Origin of the sequence: Candidatus Pantoea communis, assembly GCF_011752685.1 — a bacterium.
GTDB lineage: Bacteria > Pseudomonadota > Gammaproteobacteria > Enterobacterales > Enterobacteriaceae > Pantoea > Pantoea communis.
Genome location: NZ_VWXC01000007.1, coordinates 179,067 through 205,243, shown reverse-complemented (window position 1 = coordinate 205,243; position 26,177 = coordinate 179,067). Strand labels below are relative to the sequence as shown.

The following is a 26,177-nucleotide window of genomic DNA, read 5'->3' as shown; positions in this document are numbered from 1 at the left end:
AAAAATAACACTACCCTACACAATCTGGAGCACTTTAATATGAACTCTCACCTCGAAAAAAGGGTGATGCGTAAAGTGACGTTACGCATTGTGCCCTTCATCATGCTGCTCTATTTCATCGCTTTTCTCGATCGCGTCAACATTGGTTTTGCCGCGTTAACCATGAATCAGGATTTAGGATTCTCGCCCACGGTATTTGGTTTGGGCGCCGGGATCTTTTTCCTCGGTTATTTTTTATTTGAAGTCCCCTCGAACTTAATTCTGCATAAAGTGGGTGCGCGTATCTGGATTGCCCGTGTGATGATCACCTGGGGATTGGTCTCCGGCTGCATGGCCTTCGTGCAAGGCACCACCAGTTTCTACACCCTGCGATTCCTGCTCGGTGTGGCAGAAGCCGGTTTCTTCCCCGGTATCATCCTCTATCTCAGCTACTGGTTCCCGGCAGCAAAACGGGCGCAGGTCACGGCCATTTTCATGGCCGCGGCGCCACTCTCGACCGCACTGGGATCGCCCCTCTCTGCCGCCTTGCTGGAGATGCACGGCTGGCTCGGCTATGCAGGCTGGCAGTGGATGTTTGTGCTGGAGGCGATTCCCGCCCTGGTGCTCGGCGTGGTGGTCCTGTTCTTCCTTACTGACCGCCCGGCTAAAGCCAAATGGCTGACTGACGAAGAGCGCGCGTGGCTGGAGAACACCATGCAGGCTGAAGAGCATGCGCGGGCGGCTAAACAGAGTCACAGCAGCGCATGGCGTGGGCTGGCCGATAAGCGTGTGCTGGCTCTGGCGCTGGTCTACTTCGGCACCTCCGCCGGGTTGTATACGCTCGGCATTTGGTCACCGCAAATCATTCGCAGCTTTGGCGCTTCCTCGCTGGAGATCGGTTTCCTCAACGCCTTCCCGGCCGTGATCGGCGTCATCGCCATGATCCTGTGGGCACGTCATTCCGACCACACCAAAGAGCGCAGTTGGCATGTAATTGGTGCCTGCTTGCTGGCGGCGGCAGGACTGATTTATGCCGGTAACGTCAGCACGCTGTTTGCCGTGATCGTCGCCCTGACGCTGGTGACCGTGGGAATCAGCGCCTCGAAACCGCCGTTATGGAGCATGCCAACGCTGTTCCTCAGTGGCCCGGCAGCGGCAGCGGGCATCGCCACCATTAACTCTATCGGCAACCTCGGCGGTTTTGCCGGCCCAATGGTGATAGGCATCATCCGCCAGCAAACCGGCAGCTACACCTGGGGCCTCTATTTTGTCGCCGGGTTACTGGCGCTTTCCGCCCTGATTGTCCTGATTCTTTCTGCCGGGGCGAATAAGCCGCAAACGGCAGAGATTCCTCATCCTCACACTCATTGACTGGAGAAGTAACCATGCGTAATTACAAAATTGCCGCTATTCCCGCTGACGGTATCGGTCCGGAAGTGATTTCGGCAGGCGTGGAAGTGTTGCACGCTGTGGCGCGTCATGATGAACAACTGAAGTTTGATATTGAAACTTTTGACTGGGGTTCGGATTACTACAAACAGCATGGCGTGATGATGCCCGAAGATGGCCTGAACACGCTGAAAAAATTCGATGCGATTTACTTCGGCGCGGTAGGTGCACCGGATGTGCCAGACCACATCACCTTGTGGGGCCTGCGTCTGCCGATTTGCCAGGGCTTCGACCAGTACGCCAACGTGCGTCCAACTAAGATCCTGCCGGGCGTGACCTCGCCGCTGCGCAATCGCGGCCCGGGCGATCTCGATTGGGTTATTGTGCGTGAAAACTCTGAGGGCGAATACTCTGGCAACGGCGGCCGTGCGCATCGTGGCTTGCCGGAAGAAGTGGGCACTGAAGTGGCGATCTTCACGCGCGTTGGTGTCACCCGCATCATGCGTTATGCCTTTAAACTGGCGCAGTCGCGTCCGCGTAAACTGCTGACCGTGGTGACCAAATCCAACGCCCAGCGTCACGGCATGGTGATGTGGGATGAGATTGCCGCTGAAGTGGCGCTGGAGTTCCCGGATGTGCAGTGGGACAAAATGCTGGTCGATGCGATGACGCACCGCATGACGCTGCATCCGCAGACGCTGGATACCATCGTTGCCACCAACCTGCATGCCGACATCCTCTCCGATTTGGCCGGTGCACTGGCGGGCAGTCTGGGCGTGGCCCCGACGGCTAACATCGATCCGGAACGCCGCTTCCCGTCGATGTTCGAACCGATTCATGGCTCAGCATTTGATATTACCGGCAAAGGCATCGCCAACCCGATTGCGACCTTCTGGACAGCGGTGCAGATGCTGGAACATCTGGGCGAACATAATGCGGCAGCGTTGATCATGGCTGGGATTGAATACGTGTGTGAGAAAGGGATTTTGACGCCGGATGTCGGTGGTACGGCTAATACCGCTGATGTGACCCGCGCCGTGGTGCAGTTTATTGAAGCCAGAGCAAAGGTGGCCGAGACGGTATAAAGTTGGGAATGGGAATATAGGGAGATCCTTCGGGATCTCTTTTAATGAATGAAAGTTAGTACCCTACCAGAACCGATATCATTCTCTTACTTTTAAAATCAGTCTAAGCTCTAGTGAGCTGTAGGGGAGTGATTACATAATATGAAGAAAGTTATTACCTCATCAAAATCTTAGACTGATAGATTCATTGATCTAAAAGAGATCAAAATAAACAGCGCTAAAAACACCTTAAAATTCAAAATCCAATCTTGTTTTCCTTACAATCGGCCAGAAATTTTTCAGGAAGAAAATGAAAAAGTCATTTTATTTACTTGCCATACTCTTTCTCACCTTTTCATCTAATACCCATGCAGTAATCAGTATTACAAGTGCACAATATGATTTAAGTAGAAACATTACCTATAGCTACAGTGCATCGGGTGGAAATCCCACCACGGGTCCTGTCTGCAGAACGGGAGGATCGAGTTGTTGGTTTGGCATTTGGGTAACAGACAACAGTGACGGTACGGGGACTGCTATAGTGGCAACACGATATGTTTCCGTCTCTACCAGAGCGACATGGTCAGAGGCAAATAATGTATTTTTAAGAACTCACCCTGCAAGTGGCACTGTGACTTATCGTTCCTCTGGGCGAGCACCCTATACAGTGTGTGTTGGTGGTAACGGTGCACTCGCCGGATATTTTCCCGGCATTGACTATCAAAATCAGCCTGGCACGGTTTGCCGCACGGCCTCGGCCCCGCCTATACCCACCAGTTGTTCTTTCTCAGGCTCACCGAACATTGATCACGGCACGCTTCAGGCTGACAAGGTCAATGGCAAGGAGGACAGTGTTTCCATCAATGTGAACTGCAACCGCGCCACATCAGCCACTATCGCCAGTCTGGGTGGCACTATAAATTTGGGTGGCGGAGTCACTTCAACACTCACCTTTGATGGCCGTAGTTCGGGCTCCATTTCCCTGCCCAGCGGCACCTCCACTCACACCGTGGCCTCTACATTAAAAGCAACCAATCCAACACCCGGAGATAAGAGCGGCAGCGGCACCATAGTGATCAACCTTCCTTAATGTCGCTTTTATGAAAACTGCATCTAGCCCCCTATTCTCACTGCCCGGCAATTGCCGGGTTTTTATCGTTAAACTTGCATAGAAAACGATTGCGCCCGAAACTATTCTCTCCCTAATCCTGATTCGCACGGAAGAGAAAGGAATGGCGCTATGACGCAAAATGGCATCTCAGGCAACCGCACTTTGCTGCTTGCACTGCTGGTCGCAGTTACCTTCTTTATGGAAAACCTCGACGCCACCGTCATCACCACCGCCATTCCCCAAATGGCACGCGATTTCGCTGCCAGCCCGGTAGCGCTTAACGTTGGCGTCAGCGCTTATTTATTAGCAGTGGCGGTGGGTATTCCCATGAGCGGCTGGCTGGCGGAAAGTTATGGTGCACGTACGGTGTTTGCCTGTGCGATTCTGATTTTTACGATTGCGTCGATACTGTGTGGACTCAGTGAAACCCTGCCTATGTTCACGTTAAGCCGCGTTTTGCAAGGGATTGGCGGTGCCATGATGGTGCCAGTCGGTCGCATGGTGGTGCTGCGTGTGACCGAAAAAAAGGACATGGTGAAAACCATCGCCTTTATTACCTGGCCGGGTTTGATTGCGCCCGTCCTCGGCCCGCCACTCGGTGGCTTGATTGTCACTTATGGCCACTGGCCGTGGATCTTCTGGCTTAATATTCCGCTCGGGATTATCGCCCTCATCGCCACCGCCTATCTGGTGCCTCAATTTAAAGCAGAGCAACGAAGAGCCTTTGATGTACGAGGTTTTTTGCTGACCGCCACGGCCTGCACCGCGCTGATTATCTCTTTGGAGGCGCTCGGGCAAATGCATCTCAGCCTCGGTATTCCGTTGTTGTTAATTGGTGTGTTGAGTAGCGTTCTGGCCTATCGCCATAGCTTCAGCCATCCACAACCGCTGCTGCCGTTCGGTGCGATGACCATTAATACCTTCCGAAATGCCGTTGTGGGCGGTTCACTTTTTCGTGCTTCGATAAACGCCGCGCCGTTTCTGCTTCCTCTGCTATTCCAGCTTGGCTTTGGCTGGAGTGCTGCGCAGGCAGGCGCCATGGTGCTGTGGGTATTTGCCGGTAATCTGGCGATGAAACCGGCCACCACCTGGCTAATGAAGCGATTTGGCTTTCGTCAGGTGCTAATGGTGAACGGCTTAATCAGCCTGGTCGCAATGTTGGGTTGCCTGCTGCTTAGCCCTTCACTTGGCTACTTCGCGATTGCTGCCATTCTGTTTATTGGCGGCTTGTCGCGCTCGCTTCAGTTCAGCTGCTACAACAGTTTAGGTTTTGCCGATGTGCCACAGGCCAAAATGAGTGATGCCTCCGTGGTGTTCAGTATCTTCTTCCAGTTCAGCATGAGCGCTGGCATTGCACTTGCCGCCCTGTTCTTGCGCGGGGCGATGCTGTGGCATGATCATGCAGCCATTGAGCAGAGTGACATTCGTATCGCTTTCGCGGGTGTAGCTTTGCTGGTGCTGATGTCACTGTTTGATGTCTGGCGGCTGGAGAAAAATGCCGGAGCACAGGTGCTGAGCCGTTAACAATAAAACTGCCTGCGCGGATAATGCGTGGGCGGCTTTATTCATGGTTAGCTCATCAGGAGAATCATGGCTTATTAATAAGTATCATTAACTGTTCTCGTAATATTTACGACGCTGCTCACATTAACCGCTACCTTACGATGTTATAGTTTTTAGCAATTGGACCGATAGGTCATTCAGATTAAAATTTCGACATCCTGTTTCTTCTATCCTCTTATCACTTCATTTGTAATACATCCCTGACAAATAGCCCATTCACTCACTACATCATCAGAAAATAAATCTTATTTTCATCAGCTTGCTCGCTATTCATAATATCTTCCAACGACGCCAATAAAAAGAATCATAAGGCTGAGCGAAAATGAATCGTGCAGTTTCTAACCTGCATATTCAAGGAGCACCTGATAGCAGTGTGCAAATACTGATACTTCGTCAATATAAAGGCGTAATGCATCGCTTACACCTCTGATGAAGCATCAGTGAACACCATGTTTTAAATATAAAAACATCGGCAAACCAAATGGAAGATATTAAATGAAAAAGTGTATTATCGCCCTGTCCGTATTAAGCCTGTTTACTGCTTCCTCTGTCTACGCTGCAGGAAACACAGGTAAAGTGACTTTCACCGGTTCTATCATTGATTCTCCGTGTTCTATTGCCCCAGGATCATTAGATCAAACTGTATCGCTGGGTGCCATTTCTAACGTGCTGCTGGCAGACAGTGGCAACACGGGTAGCTCAACCCCTCAGATTTTTAAAATCGAACTGGAAGATTGTGTTATCGCAACTGCCGGTACTAACGATAAAGTCACAGCACGCTTTACAGGCGCAACCTCTTCTTATGACCCAGAAAGCCTTGCTTTGACAGGTGGCACAGCGCGAGGCGCATCAATTCAGATGTTCACCAATGACGGTGAGAAAGTGAAAATTAATACCCCAACTGCCGCACAGCAAGTCTTTAACGGCAGCAATACCCTGACCTTCACCGCCAATGTTAAGGGTGGTGGATCTACTGCAACCATCGTTCCCGGCACATTCCAGGTACCTGCTAACTTCGTGCTGAGCTACAACTAATCAGCCATTTCTCCCCCCTTAACCTGCGGCGATGTTGTCGCAGTTTTTTTCAACTGGATAAACTGGGAGCGAATCATTGGAGCGTATGATTTCAAGTAGTTTTAAATCCGTGATTCTACTGACCATCATACATATATCGATGCTGGCGAAATGTGCCTTTGCCTCGGATGAAAGCATTTCACAGTTGCACATTACAGGGTCCATTGTTGGAGCTGCTTGCAGTATTAGTTTAGGTTCGCCCGACCAGACGATAAATATCGGAAACCATCCCGTTAGCGAAATAATAAAAGTAGGTCGTGGGCCAAACCACTTCTTCTCAATCGCTTTGTTAGGTTGCATGTTGTTTGAAAATGACACACAGCAAACTGAAATAACCACGATTAAACTCATGTTCGATGGTGAGGAAGACGGGGGGCATTTTAAAGTATCAGGAACTGCAAACGGTATAGCAATGATGATTAGCGATCACCATGGAAATTTAGCCTTTCCCGGAAAGCATCTCAATCAGAGCAAATTAGACAGTGATATGCAATTTAACTACCAACTAAACCTGGTTGGTAATAAAGAAACCATTCGCTCAGGCGATCTACATTTAACACTTCGATTTAGAATAGATTACAATTAAAAAGGGAAACTATTATGCTGATGCGTTTTTTTTGGCATGCATTTGCCATTTTATTAATAAGCATATTAGTGTTTTTTTCCTGCATCCTGGGAGCGAGAATCACGCTCGCTGGCTCAGACATTCAGTTCAATACTGATGTGCTGGATCTTAAAGATCGTAGCAATATCGACATTAGCCAGTTTGCACGTAAGGGATTTATTTTACCAGGTGCATACACTCTCGCAATAAACATCAATTCAATCACGCTGCCAGAACGCGTGGTCAATTTCTATGCCTCTGAAGAAAACGAAAATGAAACCTTAGCCTGTATCACTCAGGAACTCATTCCTCTTCTGGGATTGAAGGATAAGTTCTCTTCGCAGCTTGAATGGTGGCATAACGGCGAATGCTTAAACCTGAACAGTGTTGCAGGGATGTCAACGCGAGCAGATTTGGGCAAATCAACGTTACTGATCAGCATTCCTCAAGCCTTTTTGGAATACAGCAGTTCTTCATGGGATCCCCCCGCCCGATGGGAAGAAGGCATAGCGGGTGCGCTATTTGACTACAACTTTAACTTTCAGACCATTAAGCAAAATTCGGTAGGCAGCAAAAGCAATACCAATTTATCGGGTAATGGTACGACCGGTGCCAATCTGGGTGCCTGGCGCGTACGTGCGGATTGGCAGGGTCGATATGACCACCAAACTGCAGGTGGTGGTACACAATCCCCGCAGAGTTGGGATTGGAATCGGTTCTATGCATATCGCGCATTAAAAAAAATGGGAGCCAAATTAACGCTGGGCGAAGACTACCTGAACTCATCGATTTTCGATGGCTTTCGTTTCACGGGATTAAGTCTGGCGACAGATGACAACATGCTGCCCCCGAACCTACGCGGCTATGCTCCTGAGATCAGTGGTGTGGCGAAAAGTAACGCTAAAGTCATTATCAGCCAGCAGGGTCGCGTCATTAAAGAGGTGCAAGTAGCGGCAGGACCTTACCGCATTCAGGACCTCGATAGCGCCGTTTCCGGCAATCTGGATGTTCGTATTGAAGAACAGGATGGCAATATTGAACAATTTCAGGTCAATACAGCCACTATCCCTTACCTGACCCGTCCAGGACAGATTAGATACAAGTCCTCAATAGGCAGACCTTCAAATTTCGCACATCACACTGAGGGGCCACTCTTCGCGACGGGCGAACTTTCATGGGGAATCAGTAATGGCTGGTCCCTGTACACCGGTGGAATGGGCGGTGGTGACTACCATGCCCTGTCTCTTGGCGTCGGCCGGGACTTACTGGCACTGGGCGCAATATCCACGGATGTCACTGTCTCAAATTTAAAAGACCATAACCGTGACACGCAGAGAGGCAATGCCTGGCGCGCAAGTTATGCCAAACGATTCGAGGATACAGGTAGCCAGGTATCATTCGCTGGCTATCGTTTTTCGGATGATGGTTTTCGTTCGATGGGTGATTACCTCAATGGTTTAAAAGGTAATGTCGATAACGGGCGTAGCAAAGAAATGTACACGGTTTCTTTGAACCAGCAATTCGAATCGCTAAACCTTACCACTTATCTCAATTACAACCATCAGACGTATTGGAATCAGCAGGCAAATGACCGCTATGACTTCTCATTATCAAAAAACATGGATTTGATGAAGTTTAAAAATGTCAGCTTGTCATTAACTGCATATCGAAGCGCATTGGGTCAAAACAATGACAAAGGCGTATATATGTCATTTTCACTACCATGGGGACAATCTGGCACCGCCAGTTACAATAACTCTTACTCAAAAGGTAATAACCTCAATAGCGTGAGTTATTATGATCGTATTGGTGATGCTGATTCCTATCAGATTAGTGCTGGCGTGGCTAACAGTGATACTGATATCGGAGGTTACTACACGCACAAAGGCAGCCTCGCCCAATTAAACACGTCAGTGAGTTACCGTGAGAGTCAATATCAAGCATTAGGTGTGTCACTGCAAGGCGGTGCAACCCTCACTCCAAATGGTGGCGCATTTCACAGTAGCAGCGTTGCGGGTAGAACACGCATGTTAGTTGATACCGATGGCGTTGCAGGTGTGCCTGTTTCTGGCTACGGTCACTCGATCAATACCAACTATTTTGGTAAAGCCGTTATTACGGATATCAATAGTTATTATCGTAATAGCATCCGAATCAACCTCGATAAATTAGCTGATGACATTGAGGTAACGAAATCCGTTTCACAAGGTACTTTAACTGAAGGTGCCATTGGCTACCGCGCGTTCAATGTCACCCATGGTGGAAAAGCCATCGCTACGGTCCGTCTTGAAGATGGTTCAGCACCGCCATTTGGCGCAAGCGTATTTAATCTAAAAAATCAGGAAACCGGCATTATCAATGATGATGGCAATGTTTATCTGAGCGGTATTCAGCCTGGCGAAGCGATGACGGTGCGCTGGAACAATGCCGATCAGTGCACGATAACGCCTCCACTGAATCTAACCAATGAAATAACCACAAACTTACTGCTTCCTTGCATTAAAGTTTAATCAAAAAATCACTTATAAATATTACATTTAATAATTAAGAGATGAACTCTCATGAAAAAAATAACATTGAAAAAAGCAGCCGTTATCACATTAATACTCAATACTGGCATCCAATCTGCCGTGGCAGCTGTCTCTCTTGACCGAACGCGAGTCATCTATCCGGGTTCAGAAAAATCAGTCAGCTTAACGGTCAGTAACAAAAATGAATCGCTGCCTTATCTCGCCCAGGGATGGCTTGAGAATGATAAAGACGAAAAACTTGAAAATAACAGTCCTTTTATCGTCGTTCCACCCATTCAACGCATCGAACCGAAAGAAGAAAGCCAGGTTAAAATCCAGGCTTTAACCTCATCTGAGGCCTTTAAACACCTTCCTAAAGATCGTGAGTCGCTCTTTTATTTTAATTTGAGAGAGATCCCCCCTAAAAGTGACAAACCTAATGTCCTGCAGATTGCATTACAGACACGGATCAAATTTTTCTATCGCCCGGCAGATTTGGCCGAAGCAGCGGCTGCTCAGCATGCAACACCTTTTCAGGAAAAAATGACATTACTAAAATCAGGGGAAAAATATACAGTTAAAAACCCTACTCCTTATTACATTACCTTGATTGGTGCGAGCGCAAAAAAAGAAGGCAACGTTATTAAAGGATTCGAATCTATCATGATCCCTCCTTTCAGTCAGGCTCCATTGGGAGGAAGTGCATCATCATTGGGCAAGAACCCGGTGTTAGTTTACGTGAATGATTACGGTGGCCAGCCCTCGCTGATATTTAGCTGTAAGGGAAATGAATGTCATGTGGATCCGCAGCACAACGGATAACCGGGCACGCTGAACAAGAGAATAAAATTAATGATGAAGAAACCCGCTCTAAAATGCATAACATTGCACATATGCATTTCCGTCGTGGCCTGGTTATTTTCACCACTGGCCATCGCGGTATTTAAAAATGGCGCACTTGAGAGCCACTTTGGTGTATTACGTGTTTATGGGACGTTGACTGAAAGCGCATGCTATTTAGATATGCATTCGGCCGATCAGTCGATTAATTTAGGTAATATTACGACCGCAAACTTCCATAATGTTGGTGATCAGGGGCCATTAATTCCTGTGTCACTAAAATTACATGATTGTTTGCGTCCTGCTTCAGACCCTCAACGGGAAAGGGATAATGTCGCCTGGAGCGCACATCAACCGGCGGTGTCATTTTCTTTCACTGGCGTAGAGGATGCTGCTAACCCGCAGCTTTTCCAGGCTCAGGGCGTTAAGGGTATTGGTTTGCGTTTGAAAGACGCATCATTCAATAACGTTATTATTGGTCAACAAGGCAAACCAGTGTTATTGCAACCTGATGATAGCCAGATCGTATATTATATTACTACGGAACGTACCCGAGGTGAATTAAGTGCTGGCAATTACTCTGCCAATATAAACTTCAGGTTAAGCTATGAATAGTCAGGTCTCTGCACTTGCATACACTTGTGCTGCCATATGCTTAATGAGTCTGGCTCCGACTAAGTCTGTATATGCTTTTTCTGTGGGAGCCACCGTTAAAGTTAAAGTCCTCGCGCCGCCCTGTGATCTCAACAAAGGAAACGACATTGCTGTCGATTTCGGCAAAGGAATTCTCGCCTCGACGATTAACGGGAAAAATTATGAAAGAACGCTATCCTACACACTTGAATGCCCTGCAACGGTGTCAAAACTGCTAAAAATGCAGTTTTCAGGCACGGGTGCTGCATTTAACTCGACCCTATTGAGTACCAGCAAGAATAACCTGGGCATTGAGATCAAATATGACGGCGTTAAGGTGCCCGTTAATGATTGGTTCAACTTTACCTATCCTGACCAACCTGTTTTAACAGCTGTCTTAGTGAGAAACAGTACGGGTGGGATTAGCCTGGGATCATTCTCTGCGACAGCAATGCTGACAGTTGAATATCAATAAATTTTATTCAGTGGTGAGGAGCATTAACTCGGTCCGCTTCAAGGAATGCTGCATAATCGCAGCATTCTTATGTCAGAAATCTACGCACTAAAATGACGTAAGCGCCGTTTCCAGCCGATCCAGTGCGCAGAGAATGCCATAGCTGCGCGCCTGCTGATCATCCGGCAACGGTAACCAAATATCAGCCTGACTCGCCAGATCCAGCTTCGTTGGACATACGGCAATCACTGGCGTTTTTTGGATATGAGCATGATGCACCGCGCTGAGCACGCTGCTGTTCACCACATCCGGCGCGAGGATTAGCAGTAGATCATCCGGCTGTAATCGGCTCAGTGTCATACGCAGCAGGTTATCGTCCTGAATCCATGCCAGCGCCAGACCTGTCGCCGTCAATCGCTGGTGTACTTCGGCCACCAGCGGCGTGGTCTGCCCTGCCGCACCAATCAACAGCACGCTGCGAGCTTTAAGTAGCATTCGCGCCGCCCGCTCCCAGGTCGCGGTTTCAGCCAATGACCACTGCTGGGCTAACGCCTGATGAATCGCCTCCAGTTGCGGAATACCCTGCGCGGTTGGGGTTGAAGGCACAGAACTGGCACGCGCCAGTCGCATACGCAATTCGCGAATATCTTCACAACCCACAGAACGCGCAAAACGGGTGATGGTGGCCGCACTGACTTCGGCGCGTCCGGCTAATTGCTCGATGGTGGCCGAGGCGGCAAACGCGATATCGTTAAGAATTGCCAGCGCCACACGGTTTTCCTGCTGGCTCAGCGATGACTGGCGCTGCCGGATGACATCGAGAAATGCCCCTTCCTGCTGTCCTGCTTTGCGCACCTGATGCAGGAAATCATCCAGATCGCGACAGCCTGCCGATACCGCAAAGCGGCGCAGGACTTCAGGACTCACCCCTGCCTGCGTTGCCAGACTTTCCATTGTCGCCTGCGTGCTGACGTGCAGGTTTTCCAGAATAAAACGCGCCAGCTTAGATTCCGGCGCATCCGCGCGTGCCGATTGCTGCCGCAGTTGCCAGACAATATCCATCCGCTCACCACATCCTCTCGTTGCGAACGCCCATCATGCATGAAAATATTTTTCAGTGTGAGTTTTTTTTCAGTGATTTCAGCGCTAGCGACGTCAAAAACCACTTATGTTAACGATAAATTACAGCACCGATCACAGTCATGAAAAATATTTTCACAAACAATCACAACATAACCAATTGATTTAAAATATGTAATTATCCATTCATCAGAAAATCGTCTGTCCGGAGGGTATTTACACCACCTATAACACAGGTCTTAAATGGCCCCGACAAATCACAGGAGGAAATCATATGCGTATCGTACTTTGCTGTGCTGCAGGGATGTCCACCAGCATGCTGGTCAACAAAATGCAGAGCGCTGCCCAGGGGCGCGGGCTAACGATAGATATCAAAGCGGTGCCGGTAGCGGAATTCGAACGCATCCTGCCGGATGCCGACGTGGTGCTGCTCGGCCCGCAAGTGAAGTTTGAAGCCGCCCGCCTGACGGCCATCGCCGAGCCGCAAGGCAAAGCTGTCGCCGTCATCGACATGATGGATTACGGCATGATGCGTGGCGAACAGGTGCTGGATACCGCCCTGGCGTTGCACACCTCGTAATACCTCCGTTTTACCCATACTGACCGAAATAAACACGGCCTTGTGCTGTGGGGGATTCTGCATGTCCGAAGAAGTGGTTATCGAGTTTGAAGAACAAATCATGCTGCTGCTGGTACAGGCTGGTGCCGCTCGCAGTGCAGCACTGAGCGCCCTGCGATTGGCGCGCGAGGGCCAGTTTGCTGCTGCCGAGCAACAGCTCATGGCGGCGAAAGAGAGCGTCAATGGCGCACACCAACAGCAGACGGCGTTGATCAGTCTCGATGAAGGCAGCGGCAAACTGCCCGTCACCCTGATTTTGGTACATGCCCAGGATCACCTGATGAACGCCATGCTGGTGCAGGATCTGGCGGGCGAAATCATTGAACTCTACCGCCGCACTGCGGCAGGAGGAACCGATGCTTAAGATAGCCATTATTGGTGGTGGCAGCAGCTACTCACCGGAACTGGTCGAAGGAATCATCAACCGTTACGCGCAGTTGCCGGTGACTGAACTGGCGCTGGTGGATGTGGAATCGGGTCGGGAGAAAGTGAATATTATTGCCGACCTCACCCGCCGCATGCTGAAGAAGAAGGGATTAGAGCAGGTCAACGTCAGCGTGCACTTTGAGCTGGATGATGCCATCCGTGGTGCCAGCTTCGTGCTAACCCAGCTGCGTGTCGGCCAACTGGCTGCGCGCGCAGCTGATGAACGCCTTGGCCTGAAATACGGTCGTCTCGGCCAGGAAACCACGGGCGTGGGCGGTTTTGCCAAAGCCCTGCGCACCATTCCGGTGATGCTGAACGTGGCGCGGAAAGTGGAAGAGCTGGCGCCCGATGCCTTTATCATTAACTTCACCAATCCCGCCGGGATCGTCACTGAAGCGGTATCGCGTTACAGCAACGCCAAAATCATCGGCCTGTGTAACGTACCGGTGAATATGCATCATATGATTGCCGGTATGCTCGACGCGCCATGGGATGATGTGCAGTTGCGCTTTGCCGGGCTCAATCATCTGGTGTGGGTGCATCAGGTCACTTGCCGTGGCGAAGATGTCACCAAACAGGTGATTGACCAACTGTGTGATGGCCAGTCGCTGACCATGAACAATATTAAAGATATGCCGTGGTCACCGCAGTTCCTGCGGGCGCTGAATGCCATTCCCTGCCCGTATCATCGCTACTACTGGCAGACGCCACAGATGCTGGCCGAAGAGCAGGAGAAAGCCAAAAACGGTCATGAAGGCACCCGCGCTGAGCAAGTGATGAAGGTCGAAGCGGAGCTGTTCGCGCTGTATGCCGATCCGCATCTGGCGCATAAACCGGAGCAACTGAGTTTCCGCGGTGGTGCTTATTACTCTGAAGTGGCGGTTGAGCTGATCAGCGCGATTCACAACAACAGCGGCAAGAATCTGGTGGTGAACTGCCGCAATAACGGCTCGATTCACGGCCTGCCCGATGACGCGGTGGTGGAAGTGAACTGCCTGGTGGATGCCCAGGGCGCGCATCCGTTGGTGTTCGGTAAGTTGCCGCCGTTGATGAACGGCCTGACACAGCAGATTAAAGCTTTTGAGCGCTTAACCATCGAAGCGGCGGTACATGGCGATCGTAATCAGGCATTGCTGGCGCTGCTGGGCAACCCACTGGTCGGCGATGTCGCAACAGCGGAAGCCCTGCTGGACGAAGTGTTAACCCTGAACAAGCCTTGGTTGCCGCAGTTCTCATCGGCTCGATAGCGCCGTAACGGTGCAATCGCGAGAATGCGGCTCCAGATATGCCCGATAAACCGTGCCGCTGCACAATTGAGGGCATCTGGCAATGTCAGGTCACCTGCACCAACGCTCGCAGCGCGAATTATCCGCCGCTAGCGTTGGTGCAAATGGACCGCTTATTATCATTTTGTTGCGCCATTGAGCCTGAGGAGGCCCTGTGTCCAACCGTACTCTTATTGAACGTTATGTGTTGCCCGCAGCGCTGAAAGTCGCCGGACAAAAGCATGTGCTCTCGGTGCGTGACGGCATCATTCTCAACATGCCGTTTATGCTGATTGGCAGTTTCTTCCTGATCTTCGCTTACCTGCCGATTCCGGCGTGGGGCCATTTGATGGCGGATCTGTTTGGCGACACCTGGCGCAACAAATTGCTCTATCCGGTGCGCGCCACCTACGACATCATGGCGCTGATTTCCAGCTTCGGTATCGCCTATCGTCTGGCGGAGAAGTACCGCACACTGGACCCGCTCACCAGCGGTGCCATGGCGTTAGTGGCCTTTGTGATGACCATTCCGCAGCAGACGCTATTTGCCCCAGTCGAAAATGCGCCCGCACAGATGGTGACCGGCGTCCTGCCGATCTCGATGATTGGCAGCCAGGGCTTGTTCGTGGCCATTGTGATTGCGTTGATGTCGACGGAGATTTATCGCTTCGTCCACAGCCGCAATCTGGTGATTAAGATGCCGGAAGGCGTGCCGCCTGCAGTGGCAAAATCCTTCCTCGCACTGGTGCCCGGCTTCTGCGTGCTGGCGGTGGTGCTGATCATCCGTCTGGCAGTAGAAGCCTCGCCGTTTGGCGACATCAACAACCTGATCGCCACCGTGATTGGATTGCCGATGCATCATGTTGGCGGCACGCTGCCGGGCATGATCTTCTCGGTGCTGCTGATCGGCATTCTCTGGACGCTGGGATTGCACGGCGATGCCATTGTGCTGGTGTTTATCCAGCCGGTCTGGCTCTCAAACATGAGTGAAAACCTCGAAGCGTTCCAGCACAACCAGCCGATTCCGCACATCTTCACGCAGCAGTTTTATGATCTGTGGATAGCGCCTGGCGGCACCGGCGCGTTGCTAGGGCTGGTGATCTTTATGCTGATCCGCTCTCGCAGCCGCCAGATGAAACAGCTGGGTAAGATCGCAGGACCCGCCGCGCTGTTCAACATCAGCGAACCCCTGGTGTTTGGCATTCCGCTGGTGATGAACCCGTACCTGTTCCTGCCGTTTATTCTGACGCCGGTGGTGTTGGTGATTGTCTCCTGGGCGGCCATGACGACCGGATTCGTCGCGCCACCCGCCGGGATCGCATTGCCGTTTACCACGCCGATATTTGTCAGCGGCTATCTGGCAACTGGGGGGCACATTTCCGGCACGGTGTTACAGGTGGTTAACCTGGCGATCTCGATGGTGATTTATTATCCGTTCTTCCGCATCTGGGATCGTCTGAAGCATCGTGAAGAGCAGCAAAGCGAGCAGCAGGATCAGGCTGTGACAGGGAGTGCAGTGGTTTCATAGATCCCGGCTAGCCCATGCGCGCCAATCGTCATGCACGGCGGCCCTGCAAAAGAGTTTCAACGCTTTTGCAGGGCCGCCGTACATCAACCCCGCCCATCATTCTTCCATTTTCCGCAATAATGACTTCGCAAACCCGGCTATTCTGCCGCGCCACAGGCTGTGCCAACCTTTAGACAGGGTTCGGGATCATCCCGGCCGCCACTAAAGGACATTGATGATGAAACTCTACCACTTCCCGCTTTCTGGTCATGCGCACCGTGCACGTCTGTTTCTGTCCCTGCTCGACCTGCCACACGAGGTGATTGATGTTGACCTCGCTAACGGTGAACACAAATCCCCGGCGTTTCTCGCCATCAACCCGTTCGGCCAGGTGCCGGTGCTGGAAGATGACGGCCTGTATATCTCCGACTCCAACGCCATCCTGGTTTATCTGGCGAAAAAATCAGGCCGCAGTGAGTGGTTGCCTGAAGATGCACTGGGTGCGGCGCAGGTGCAGCGCTGGTTGTCTGTCGCGGCAGGTGAACTGGCCTATGGCCCTTGTGCGGCACGCTTGATTACCGTGTTTGGTCGCCCGTTCAACCCTGACGAAGTAATCGCCCGTGCGCACACCATTTTGGCGTTAATGGATCAACATCTTACCGGGCGTGAATGGCTGGTCGGCGATCGCCCGACCATCGCGGATATCGCACAGTACAGCTACCTGATCGGCGCGCCGGAAGGCAATGTGGATCTCTCTGACTATCCGGCGGTCAATGCGCTGTTACGCCGTATTGAAGCGTTGCCGGGCTTTGTTCCCTTCCCGCAAACCGCTGCCGGTCTGCGCAGCATCGCGTGAGTTAACTATCATGGGCGAGAAACTTCCGGTATGGCATGCAGGTGAAATAGCCCTGCAACAACAGGCGGGCGTAGCCGAACGCATGGCAGAAGTCGGCCAGCGCGTGATTCGCGACTACATGCCCGATCAGCATCGTGACTTCTACGCACAGCTACCGTTTATCGTGGTAGGCAGCGTGGACCCGCGAGGCGATGCCTGGGTTACGCTGCTGGAAGGCCAGCCCGGTTTTATCTTCTCGCCCAACGCCACCACGCTGGATATTGCCGCCCAGCCGGATCCCCGCGATCCGGCTGCAGCCGGGTTCACCGATGGCGATCCGGTTGGCCTGCTCGGCATTGAGTTGCACACCCGTCGCCGTAACCGCATGAACGGCGTGTTGAGCGCGATTGGCGGTGGCTTTCGGGTACAGGTGGAGCAGAGTTTCGGCAACTGTCCGCGCTATATTCAGCTGCGCGATTTCCGCTTTGCTCGTTCGCCCGATGAGCCGGCTATTGGTGAGGTTGAAGTGCTCAGCACGCTCGATGAGGCGGCCCGCAACACCATCGCCACCACCGATACGTTTTACGTCGCGACTTACGCCAATCATCAGGTTGATGCCTCGCATCGCGGCGGCAAACCTGGTTTTGTGCGTGTGGATGACGATGGCCTGCTGACCATTCCCGATTTTAACGGCAACCTCTTCTTCTCCACGCTCGGCAACATCCACCAGAACGGGAAAGCCGGGCTGCTGTTTGTCGAATACCACAGCGGCGATACGCTGCAAATGACCGGCGATGCCAGCGTGATCCTCGACTCGCCGGAGATCGCTGCATTCCAGGGCGCCGAACGGTTGTGGACATTCCGCCCGCGCCGCATCGTGCGTCGTCATGCCGCCCTCGCCTTGCGCTGGGAAACGGAAGCAGGCGGTATCTCACCGGCATCAGAAATGACGGGTGACTGGCAATCGGCTGCCGAACGCCTGCGTGCCAGCGAACTGGCGCGACGTTGGCGGCCTTTTAGGGTGACGAAGATTGTCGATGAGAGCGCGTCGATTCGTTCTTTTCATCTGATGCCAGATGATGGCGCCGGTTTGCTGCCACATCAGGCAGGACAGCACTTGCCGATTCGCGTGCAGTTGCCAGGTACAGACAAACCGCTGATTCGTCACTACACCCTGTCGGTTGCGCCGTCGGACGGTTTTTATCGCATCAGCGTCAAACGCGATGGCGTGGTCTCGTGCTATCTGCACGATCATCTTCGGGTTGGTGATCGAATTGATACCCGTGCGCCAGCCGGTGATTTCACTATCGACGCGCAAGAGACACGCCCAGCGGTGTTGATGGCGGCAGGTGTCGGCATCACCCCAATGCTGGCGATGCTGCGCCATCTGGTTTATGAAGGACGCCGCAAACAGCGCATGCGCCCGACCTACTTTTTCCAGTCTGCGCGCAACAAAGCAGAACGCCCTTTTGTACGAGAACTGGATGCCTTGCTGGCGGCCTCACAGGGCGCATGCAAAATGGTGCGCGTGTTGAGCCAGCCAGAGGATGCAGAATCAGGATTCGATTACGATGTCGTAGGACGCATCGATATGGCGCTGCTCTCCCAGGTGCTGCCCTTTAACGACTATGACTTTTACCTGTGCGGCCCGCCGCAGTTTACGCAGGCAATATATGACGGGCTGCGCAGCTACAACATAGCGGATAGCCGTATTCACGCCGAAGCCTTTGGCCCGTCCTCGCTGCAGCGTCACAAAGATGAAGCTGAATCCGAACTGGCGCTGCCTGCGATAGCCACTCATGACGTGCCGATTAAATTTATGACGTCGCTGAAAGAGGCCCGCTGGACACAGCAAAGTGGTTCACTGCTGGAACTGGCCGAAGCGCGTGGCCTCAGCCCGGAATACAGCTGTCGTGAAGGGCATTGCGGCAGTTGCAAAACCCGGTTGCTGCGAGGTGCAGTCACTTATACAACCCGCCCGAGTGCCAGTGTGGCTGAGGATGAGGTGCTGATCTGCTGCGCGGTTCCGGCACAGCAGGATGGGGACGTTGACGAGATTCATCTGGATATTTAGGAGTGTGCGAGGCTGCCCGACATTCAAATTAAAGTCATAACGCACAGTAACCGATAACAGAATCATCACCTGAATCGGAGCAGTACGATGCGCATTCAACCACTGATTTTACTACTATCCATGTGCACGAGCGGGCTGACCATCGCGCAAAGTGTTGAATTACGCGTCACGGGCGTCATTCAACCGTCAGGTTGCGAAACGCAGGTCATTCAGCCAACACTTTCGGCATCATCACTCAGTACGCCTTATACGTTTCAGTGTCAGCCGGGAAATAATGCGGTATTACGCCAGGCTTATACACCTGATGGAGCGAAGATCGACATGACCGCTACCAGGGGTAAACCCGGTGAAACCCACGGCCAACTGACGTTACATCGTATGCCCGCCACAGGTACGCATAATGCTTACCTTGAGGTTTATTATTATTAGCGACATACGTAATGCTTATGCGTTTGAGCATTAGCGTTGTAGTTGAAGTGAAATTAAGACGAGTAAACCGAACAAGATTATCAATATCGCGGCTGGTATGGATTTCAAACCAGCCGCGCATGACACAAAATTTTATTTATCTACCGGCCCACAACCACCGATGATTTTAGATATAGATACTGCCGGATGAAGCAAGTAATCGTAATCACAGTTCTTTTCTTTGTTGTACACGCTTCCAGTACATCCAGACAGCAGAGCCACTACCGCAGCGGCAATTGAAAACTTAATGAGCTTATTCATAATAACGCGTCCATTTGTTAAAAGTGTTTTTGAAGATGTTGAATTACTGTTCTCATGCATTTAAAAATCAAGAAATCGCTGAGAATAGCAAGTAACAGGACATAAGAACCTTACAGCGCTTATGCGATAAATTATTAATTAAATATATAACTAAAGACAACATGACGAACCATCTCATGGTTATCATTTTTTGATTAAACTTTTGTAGTAAAAACCTGACAACTTCCATTAATGTCAGAAAACCCTTCAGGTTGATAATATTAATCATCAATTAAAGAGTTAGCAGGAATTTTAGGAAAATGACTACACTAGTGTTTAAACTGGTTATTTCGTTGTGAAGGATTAATCAGCATCCATACCAAATATGGCCTTCAGACGATCATATAATGTTGGCGACTACACAAATTTGAAAACACATCATTATTCTTACTGGCTCAAAAAATTATCATATGTAACATTACCTACAGTTACTGCATGAATGTTAATTAGGGATAGGTAATGGCACTTCAGAGAAAGTTGGCTTTAAACAGTGAAATCTGTGCGTTTACCCGCCAGGCGTTTATGAATACTTCAATGGTATCCGTACCAGGCAAGCCTTCACTTATGGCCCGAGAATTAATTGAGGTCGTGGCCAATGGCTCAAGTACTTGCCCGTAGAATCGCAAAATGCGTTTTCTTTATACTGTTGTCGCTTGTTGTTGGCAGATCGATCGGTTGCGCTGAAACGTATATCTCTCAGGATTTCGCCGATAAGATCGCAGTATTTATCAGCGGTGAATCCAATATTGAAACTCTCTATGATGCCTATTTCTATATTGATTTTTCCATCGTGATGTCCATCACTACAGCTGTTTACTTAACAATCGCGAAGTTAATTAAAAAAACAAGGAGCAAGTAAAATGCCAATCCCTCCGTATATGTGGCTAAAAGACGGTGGTGGAGCAGATATTCAAGGATCTGTCGATGTTCAGGATCGTGAAGGCAGCATGAAATTATCGGCATGAGCCACGGCATTAACCTGCCGGTGTATGGATCTAACTGTAGATACCGTCTGACCAACACGTAGTCCGTCATTACAACCATCAACCGCCCCAATATTCAGTGAACGTTGACAACTTATCTGAGGAGGAAATCAAGGCGACGTCAGCGAACCTGACGGAAGGAGGCGTCCTGAGAAATCAGAAACCGGCATTAGCCGCGATCAGCTCTGAGAGCTGTGGAGACCTCGCAACAACTCAACATTTCGCCGCCCCGATGCACAGATATCCGCTGAGACGCAGGAAGCGCAACCTGAAACCGTGCCGTCGGGGTAGAGATGTTTATTTGGAGAATGTATGTCGCGAGGAAACAAGCAGTTCAGCAAACAGCTGGTGACGTTGGCCAGACAATCTGGTGGCAGTTACAAAACCGTTGCCGACCGTTCGCGTATAGCAGCACGGCTGGCTGAGCAGATGCTTAAACTCAACATCCAGATCAGAGACGTGAACCATATCAAGTCTCATCACATCGAGCATTACGTCCGTAGCCGCCTGGCGCATGATATTTCAAAACGCACGCTACAGAACGAAATGGCGGCGCTGCGCGCGATTCTAAACACTGCAGGCAGAACCAAACTGGCTGATCCGAAGCATGAAAAGTTGAGTAACGATGCACTCAACCTGTCTGGTGCCAGTCGAGCAGGATCAAAGACGGCCATTACGGACGAGCGCTTTCACGAGGCGCTCGCCCTCGTACGGAGTAAAGACGAAGGTGTCGCGTTGGCGATGGAGATTGCACGTTATCTTGGATTGCGAACGGAAGAAGCGGTGCAGTCGGCGAAATCGCTCAGAACTTGGCAGCAGGCGCTGGCGCGTGGAGATGAGCGTTTGCGCGTAGTGTTCGGTACTAAAGGCGGCAGACCGAGAGATACAACGGTCGTCAGGCGCGATGAACTGGTGCGCAGCTTGAATGCCGCTGTAGCTTATTCGTCAGAACATGACGGCAAGTTGGTTGATAAAGCTGGGCTAAGGATCGCGATCGATCGCTACCGAAATGTGGCTAAGGATGCAGATTTAACTGGGAAATATGCGCCTCACAGTCTGAGATATGCATATTCGCGAGAGGCAACAGAGTGGCATATTAAACACGGCCTCAGCAGGAAAGAAGCCGAGGCGATGGTTTCAATGGATTTGGGGCATGGAGATGGGCGAGGAAGTTATGTTTCTAGAATTTATAATTTATAAAATGATAAAGTATAGCTGTAGATATAATATAATTGCATAGGGTAAGGAGATTGAGTTGAAAAGAACATTTTGGATTTTGGTTGTTTTTGTTTATTTGCTACCCATAGTTTTTTATGCAAGTGTTTTTGGTATTGGTATCTGGAAATCGCATGATGACTGGGCAAAAATGGGAAGTGCTTTAGGCGGGATTTACAGTCCACTAATTGCTTTCACAACTCTATTATTATTATTCCGACAGCAACAGTTTAATGAGGAAAGCCATAAGCAAAAAATGGATGCAGATTTCATTCGAGATGCCAATTCAAAATGTGAATCATATATTACTTTGGCAGGGGCTCAGTGTGCAAAAATTGAAAAAACAAAACTCGTGGAGTTTCAAGGTTTATTGGAGCTATACGTTAGCTTAGATACCGAAGATAAACGATTTAATGTCCTGATGAAGCTTAACACCCATTTTCGCCCGCAATTAACTAGCTTAGCTCGTGCAGGATCTACAATTCACCACATGAGAAAATCAAAAGTAGATCTCACCGGACAAGTTTCTGACTTGCGTATGTATGCTGCAAGTTTGATAGATATAGATCTTTTGTTATCATACGATCAATTCCATCGTTTTTATCAAAATGATGACTCATATTATTCTTTTGAGCCATCACCAGATGAAATTGAACGCATAGACAGTGAATATCAAAAAAATAAAAGTTGAACTTTTCTCTTGAATGCAAAGCTTTTTAATAAGAGTATATATTTGAAAAGAAAAACTTCACGGACCTGAAAGAAGCGCCAACTGGCGGTCCCAATACTCGCACACCTTTAGAGCGGGTGCCATCTAGGATGGTGAAGGTTCTCTCATCACACAGCCGCAAGGCTCACATTACCCACCCTGACGGGGGTTTATTCCCGTTAGTGGATAAATCCCAATGCAAACAATCTGGAGGATTTATTCATGGGCTATGTTCACTCATATCACCAAGTGAAGTCTGTACCCAACGATCAATGGCTGCTGTTGACCACGATGGTCGCTAACGTCTTTTTGCTCGCTCAAAACCACTATGTACCCGGTTTTTTAGACCCAATGGTCATTTGCACTGCTGACGGCAAATATCCGTTACTTAAACCCAGCGAACTTCTCGTTGAAGGACTCGATGGCCAACCGGCGATCTCGTTCAACGGTGAGGAGCGCCTGGACTCGTCCTATGAAACTTTTCACCTCGGCCAGCATTCATCAGGCTGCGGTTTCTGTAAAACCACGTTCCTTTGAAAACCATGCAGACCATACGATTTCTTGGTCAAAGCAACGTTGCTGATAGCACACCGCTTCTGTCCGGGCTGCTACAACATAAACTCAGACGGCACGCTGGATGAGTGGACCAACGTTCAGGTTTGGCTAACGCTCAACTTAGGCGGTAAGTGGCCAATCCCTGATCCCATCGCACAACAAGACGAATAATTTCGTTTTCAATTCACCTACCACCCTGTGGCGTATTTCTTCGCCATTAGGGGAAGAGATGCGCCTTTCGAGGAGTATCTTATGCCTACCAAACGCAAACCCCGTAAATCCCAAACCAATCACGTTGATCTATACCAGCAGGTTACTGACAGAATCGTTGGCTCCATCGAGCGAGGTGTGTTGCCCTGGCGCAAGCCCTGGCGCAAGCCCTGGCGCGACAGTCAGAGATCATCAGAGTCACCTATACCATCCAACGCTGCGACTCATCGACACTACAATGGCGTGAACATCATGCTACTGTGGCTTTCGGCTGAGGAGCAAGGCTTTCAGTCCAACCGCTGGCTAACATGGAAGCAGGCACAGGCGCTTGGCGGCCATGTTCGCAAGGGTGAGAAATCGACCATCGCAGTTTTCTTCAAGCCATTTGAAGTCGAATCTACAGACAAAGCTGGCCAGAAGCGTGTAAATGCACAAGGCGAAACCGTGATGGAACAACGCATCATGTTGCGTAGCATCCCGCTATTCAATGTGCAGCAGTGTGATGATTTGCCCGAGTCCTTTTCAGTACCAACCGTCGCACTCGACTACCAGGAGGATGACGAGTTAGATGCCGATACACATGGGCAAATGATTGAAATCCTCAATGCAACCGGCGTTAAGATCACTTCACTAGAGCAGTACCGCGCGTATTACAATTCTGCAGCTGATCGAATTGTGTTGCCGAAAACGTCGCAGTTCTTTACCAGCGCAGATTACTGGTCAACTCTGCTGCATGAACTGGTGCATTCAAGCGGGCACCACAAGCGCCTTAACCGGGAAGGCATTACTTCGACAACGCGTAAGTTTGGCGATCCCACCTATGCGTTTGAGGAACTGATTGCTGAATTGGGTAGTGCTTTTCTCTGCGCTCAGCTTGGTGTGTATGGCGAAGTGCAGCACGACAGCTATATCGATCACTGGTTGAAGATATTGAAGTCGGACAAGAAGGCGCTGTTCCGCGCTTGTCGTCAGGCTCGCGAGGCATCGGAATATTTGCTTCAGCCGCTTGGCGAACAAGTTGAAGAAGACGCAGCCTGAAACCAAACCATCCTCTTCTGAGGATGGTTTCTTTTTTAAGCGGCAATTAAATCGCATTTTCCAAAAATGATTTTAGGCTGTGATTACTTGCAGTCTGGAACGATAGTGCCTCCGATCTGGAGGTGAAACATGTTCCTAAAACTACAAAATAGATTCAGACGCAGCACCTTTCAGCCATCGTTGCCGGTTAAACGAGAAGGCTACTTTACACCGCAAAACCATCAGCTGCTGCTGGGCACGTCATCGCGCCAGGCTCTGCTGAAAAAAATCTGGCAGAACTCGTTGCTGTCCAAATCCGCCTATGACGAATTTTGCCTGCAACCGCTGCAAACTTTGGCCGAGCGTTTTCAAAATTTGCCTGCAGTGCGTATCGCAGACTGGAATATCGAAGGTGGATTACTGGATCTCACTCTGCAGCAAATCGTTACCACGCTGCAGTTATCGAAAGGCATGGTGTTTCCTGCCAGTGCTGCACCTGAAGATCAGGCCGCGCAATCCAGCCATTGGAACTGCGTCGTATTTTGGCTGGCTCTTTACCGGCACGTTCCCGAGTTACTTTGCATTGAAGCAGAACTGGAAGATGGCCAAATCTGGCATCCATTATCAAACGCCCCTGGTATGCAATTTCGTTTCAAATTACAGCGGCATATCGAGGCATCAGCAAAAGATAGCGTTATCAGGCTGGCATTTACTGTCTCAATGCTACCAAAAAGCGCATTAAAGTGGCTGGAAAAACAACCCAATGCGCGCGACTGCCTGTTTCTTGAACTGGCCGGAATTAATTCCGCAGAAAAGCAGATCCATTTTTTACTGGATAAATCGCAGCCGAATTCAGTGCCAGATAAATTAAATGCCGTAAAAAAAGTGCAAAAACATGGTTCGGATACATATGCGAGAAAAATTAACGATCAACCCGCTGAAATCCCCGTGGAATGGTATGGAGACGCTAATTATGACGAATACATTAATCAGGGTGATGTTATTGAAAGTGGCTATTTAGCTACTGCTGAAATAGAAAATAGCCCCTATAACTCTGAGAATATCGATCATGGTTCTGATATAGATGAATTTTACATCCAGAGTAGTAGTCGAGTTAGTGCGAATAATTCTGATAATGCACAAAACCAAGCCTGCGGATCTTCTGAAAGTGATGAAAAATACGTCAGCAAAGTTTACCTAACGCAGCGGCTTGATCCAGAATCGATCCCCGTCACACCTGAGAACACCTCACAGATTTCTAAGAAACAAATCGGCGAGGCATTTTGGTCCTGGCTGGTTGAGGGTCTCGAAAAAGGAACGATAGCGTGCAATCAAGCAGATTCACGCGTGCAACTGGTCGCTGGTTTCGTTTTCCTGCTTGTACCGGGCATATTTTATCGATATCTGAAGCAAACCGGTCAGTCTGCTGATGAACGTGAAAACGTTCAGGCAGGGTTTGAAAGACTTAACCGACATCGGCGTAACAACGGCAAGAGATTTACATTTGCCACTCTTTACAACAGTGCCGACCGTAACGGCCCTTATAAACGCGTGAAAGGCTATCTGGTCAAATCCACGATGATCATCCGTAGTTCTGATGTACCGGATGACAGTCAGTTCCTCGTGGTTCCCTGACGCTTTTCTGGAAGGTGTATGGAGGAGAGCTGCTGCCCATTGGGTGGCATTTTAATTG

At 50.1% G+C, this 26,177-nt stretch carries 25 protein-coding genes and 1 pseudogene; 24 read left to right on the top strand and 2 right to left on the bottom strand.

Annotated elements, in window-relative coordinates; translation table 11 throughout:
- Positions 1-39: 39 nt before the first annotated feature.
- From F3J37_RS11855 to F3J37_RS11810, 10 genes are all read left to right on the top strand, one after another.
- Entirely contained in the window at positions 40-1,350 is a 1,311-nt protein-coding gene (locus tag F3J37_RS11855) for an MFS transporter (RefSeq protein WP_166933569.1), read from the top strand.
- Between the two features lie 14 nt (positions 1,351-1,364).
- Entirely contained in the window at positions 1,365-2,453 is a 1,089-nt protein-coding gene (locus F3J37_RS11850; protein ID WP_166933567.1) for a tartrate dehydrogenase, read from the top strand.
- A 289-nt stretch (positions 2,454-2,742) separates the two neighbouring features.
- On the top strand, positions 2,743-3,522 hold the full coding sequence (locus F3J37_RS11845; RefSeq protein WP_166933565.1) for an MrpH family fimbial adhesin: 780 nt from the start codon (positions 2,743-2,745) through the stop codon (positions 3,520-3,522).
- Between the two features lie 150 nt (positions 3,523-3,672).
- Positions 3,673-5,067 (top strand): MFS transporter, encoded by a 1,395-nt coding sequence (locus tag F3J37_RS11840; RefSeq protein WP_166933564.1) that lies wholly within the window; start codon positions 3,673-3,675, stop codon positions 5,065-5,067.
- Positions 5,068-5,601: 534 nt separating this feature from the next.
- On the top strand, positions 5,602-6,141 hold the full coding sequence (locus tag F3J37_RS11835) for a fimbrial protein (RefSeq protein WP_034823335.1): 540 nt from the start codon (positions 5,602-5,604) through the stop codon (positions 6,139-6,141).
- A gap of 76 nt (positions 6,142-6,217) precedes the next feature.
- Positions 6,218-6,766: a fimbrial protein gene (locus F3J37_RS11830; RefSeq protein WP_166933562.1), complete on the top strand. Its 549-nt coding sequence runs from the start codon at positions 6,218-6,220 to the stop codon at positions 6,764-6,766.
- 14 nt (positions 6,767-6,780) lie between these two features.
- Positions 6,781-9,294 carry an outer membrane usher protein gene (locus tag F3J37_RS11825; RefSeq protein WP_166933560.1) on the top strand — a complete coding sequence of 838 codons (2,514 nt, stop codon included), beginning with the start codon at positions 6,781-6,783 and terminating at the stop codon, positions 9,292-9,294.
- A gap of 51 nt (positions 9,295-9,345) precedes the next feature.
- Positions 9,346-10,116, top strand: a complete 771-nt coding sequence (locus F3J37_RS11820; RefSeq protein ID WP_166933558.1) for a fimbria/pilus periplasmic chaperone — start codon at positions 9,346-9,348, stop codon at positions 10,114-10,116.
- Positions 10,117-10,146: 30 nt separating this feature from the next.
- Positions 10,147-10,749, top strand: coding sequence for a fimbrial protein (locus F3J37_RS11815; protein ID WP_166933557.1), 603 nt, complete (start codon positions 10,147-10,149; stop codon positions 10,747-10,749).
- Positions 10,742-11,242: a fimbrial protein gene (locus F3J37_RS11810; protein ID WP_166933555.1), complete on the top strand. Its 501-nt coding sequence runs from the start codon at positions 10,742-10,744 to the stop codon at positions 11,240-11,242. Before F3J37_RS11815 ends, F3J37_RS11810 begins: the two co-directional genes overlap by 8 nt.
- 87 nt (positions 11,243-11,329) lie before the next feature.
- On the opposite strand, the gene F3J37_RS11805 is transcribed toward F3J37_RS11810, so the two are convergent.
- Positions 11,330-12,283, bottom strand: coding sequence for a MurR/RpiR family transcriptional regulator (locus F3J37_RS11805; RefSeq protein WP_166933553.1), 954 nt, complete (start codon positions 12,281-12,283; stop codon positions 11,330-11,332).
- A gap of 292 nt (positions 12,284-12,575) precedes the next feature.
- On the opposite strand from F3J37_RS11805, the gene F3J37_RS11800 reads away from it, so the two are divergent.
- The 7 genes from F3J37_RS11800 (at position 12,576) to F3J37_RS11770 (ending at position 19,456) form a co-directional block, all read left to right on the top strand.
- Positions 12,576-12,881 (top strand): PTS sugar transporter subunit IIB, encoded by a 306-nt coding sequence (locus tag F3J37_RS11800; RefSeq protein ID WP_160832993.1) that lies wholly within the window; start codon positions 12,576-12,578, stop codon positions 12,879-12,881.
- A 61-nt stretch (positions 12,882-12,942) separates the two neighbouring features.
- The gene (locus tag F3J37_RS11795) at positions 12,943-13,284 is read left to right on the top strand and encodes a PTS lactose/cellobiose transporter subunit IIA (RefSeq protein WP_034823342.1); all 342 of its coding nucleotides are present in this window, start codon (positions 12,943-12,945) and stop codon (positions 13,282-13,284) included.
- The gene (locus F3J37_RS11790) at positions 13,277-14,593 is read left to right on the top strand and encodes a 6-phospho-beta-glucosidase (protein WP_166933551.1); all 1,317 of its coding nucleotides are present in this window, start codon (positions 13,277-13,279) and stop codon (positions 14,591-14,593) included. Before F3J37_RS11795 ends, F3J37_RS11790 begins: the two co-directional genes overlap by 8 nt.
- Before the next feature lie 193 nt (positions 14,594-14,786).
- On the top strand, positions 14,787-16,139 hold the full coding sequence (gene celB / locus F3J37_RS11785) for a PTS cellobiose transporter subunit IIC (protein WP_166933549.1): 1,353 nt from the start codon (positions 14,787-14,789) through the stop codon (positions 16,137-16,139).
- Between the two features lie 217 nt (positions 16,140-16,356).
- The gene (locus tag F3J37_RS11780) at positions 16,357-16,974 is read left to right on the top strand and encodes a glutathione S-transferase family protein (RefSeq protein ID WP_166933601.1); all 618 of its coding nucleotides are present in this window, start codon (positions 16,357-16,359) and stop codon (positions 16,972-16,974) included.
- A gap of 10 nt (positions 16,975-16,984) precedes the next feature.
- On the top strand, positions 16,985-19,027 hold the full coding sequence (locus F3J37_RS11775; protein WP_166933547.1) for a 2Fe-2S iron-sulfur cluster-binding protein: 2,043 nt from the start codon (positions 16,985-16,987) through the stop codon (positions 19,025-19,027).
- Positions 19,028-19,114: 87 nt separating this feature from the next.
- Positions 19,115-19,456, top strand: coding sequence for a hypothetical protein (locus tag F3J37_RS11770; protein WP_166933546.1), 342 nt, complete (start codon positions 19,115-19,117; stop codon positions 19,454-19,456).
- Positions 19,457-19,588: 132 nt separating this feature from the next.
- Here the strand turns inward: F3J37_RS11770 and F3J37_RS11765 are convergent, their stop codons facing one another.
- Positions 19,589-19,756 (bottom strand): YhfL family protein, encoded by a 168-nt coding sequence (locus tag F3J37_RS11765; protein ID WP_064511320.1) that lies wholly within the window; start codon positions 19,754-19,756, stop codon positions 19,589-19,591.
- 634 nt (positions 19,757-20,390) lie between these two features.
- Between F3J37_RS11765 and F3J37_RS11760 the strand changes: the two genes are divergently transcribed.
- From F3J37_RS11760 to F3J37_RS11730, 7 genes and pseudogenes are all read left to right on the top strand, one after another.
- A complete protein-coding gene (locus F3J37_RS11760) occupies positions 20,391-20,654 on the top strand; it encodes a hypothetical protein (protein WP_237449406.1) in 264 nt (87 codons plus the stop codon).
- 1 nt (position 20,655) lies between these two features.
- Positions 20,656-20,795: pseudogene (locus tag F3J37_RS11755) on the top strand (type VI secretion system tube protein Hcp); the annotation flags it as partial.
- 295 nt (positions 20,796-21,090) lie between these two features.
- On the top strand, positions 21,091-21,978 hold the full coding sequence (locus tag F3J37_RS11750) for an integrase domain-containing protein (protein ID WP_166933544.1): 888 nt from the start codon (positions 21,091-21,093) through the stop codon (positions 21,976-21,978).
- 55 nt (positions 21,979-22,033) lie between these two features.
- The gene (locus F3J37_RS11745) at positions 22,034-22,684 is read left to right on the top strand and encodes a hypothetical protein (protein WP_166933542.1); all 651 of its coding nucleotides are present in this window, start codon (positions 22,034-22,036) and stop codon (positions 22,682-22,684) included.
- Positions 22,685-22,924: 240 nt separating this feature from the next.
- Complete coding sequence (locus F3J37_RS11740) at positions 22,925-23,239, top strand: hypothetical protein (protein WP_166933541.1); 315 nt, start codon at positions 22,925-22,927, stop codon at positions 23,237-23,239.
- Between the two features lie 270 nt (positions 23,240-23,509).
- Positions 23,510-24,505 (top strand): ArdC family protein, encoded by a 996-nt coding sequence (locus tag F3J37_RS11735; RefSeq protein ID WP_166933539.1) that lies wholly within the window; start codon positions 23,510-23,512, stop codon positions 24,503-24,505.
- Between the two features lie 129 nt (positions 24,506-24,634).
- Positions 24,635-26,119, top strand: a complete 1,485-nt coding sequence (locus F3J37_RS11730) for a TraI domain-containing protein (RefSeq protein ID WP_166933537.1) — start codon at positions 24,635-24,637, stop codon at positions 26,117-26,119.
- Positions 26,120-26,177: the final 58 nt, after the last annotated feature.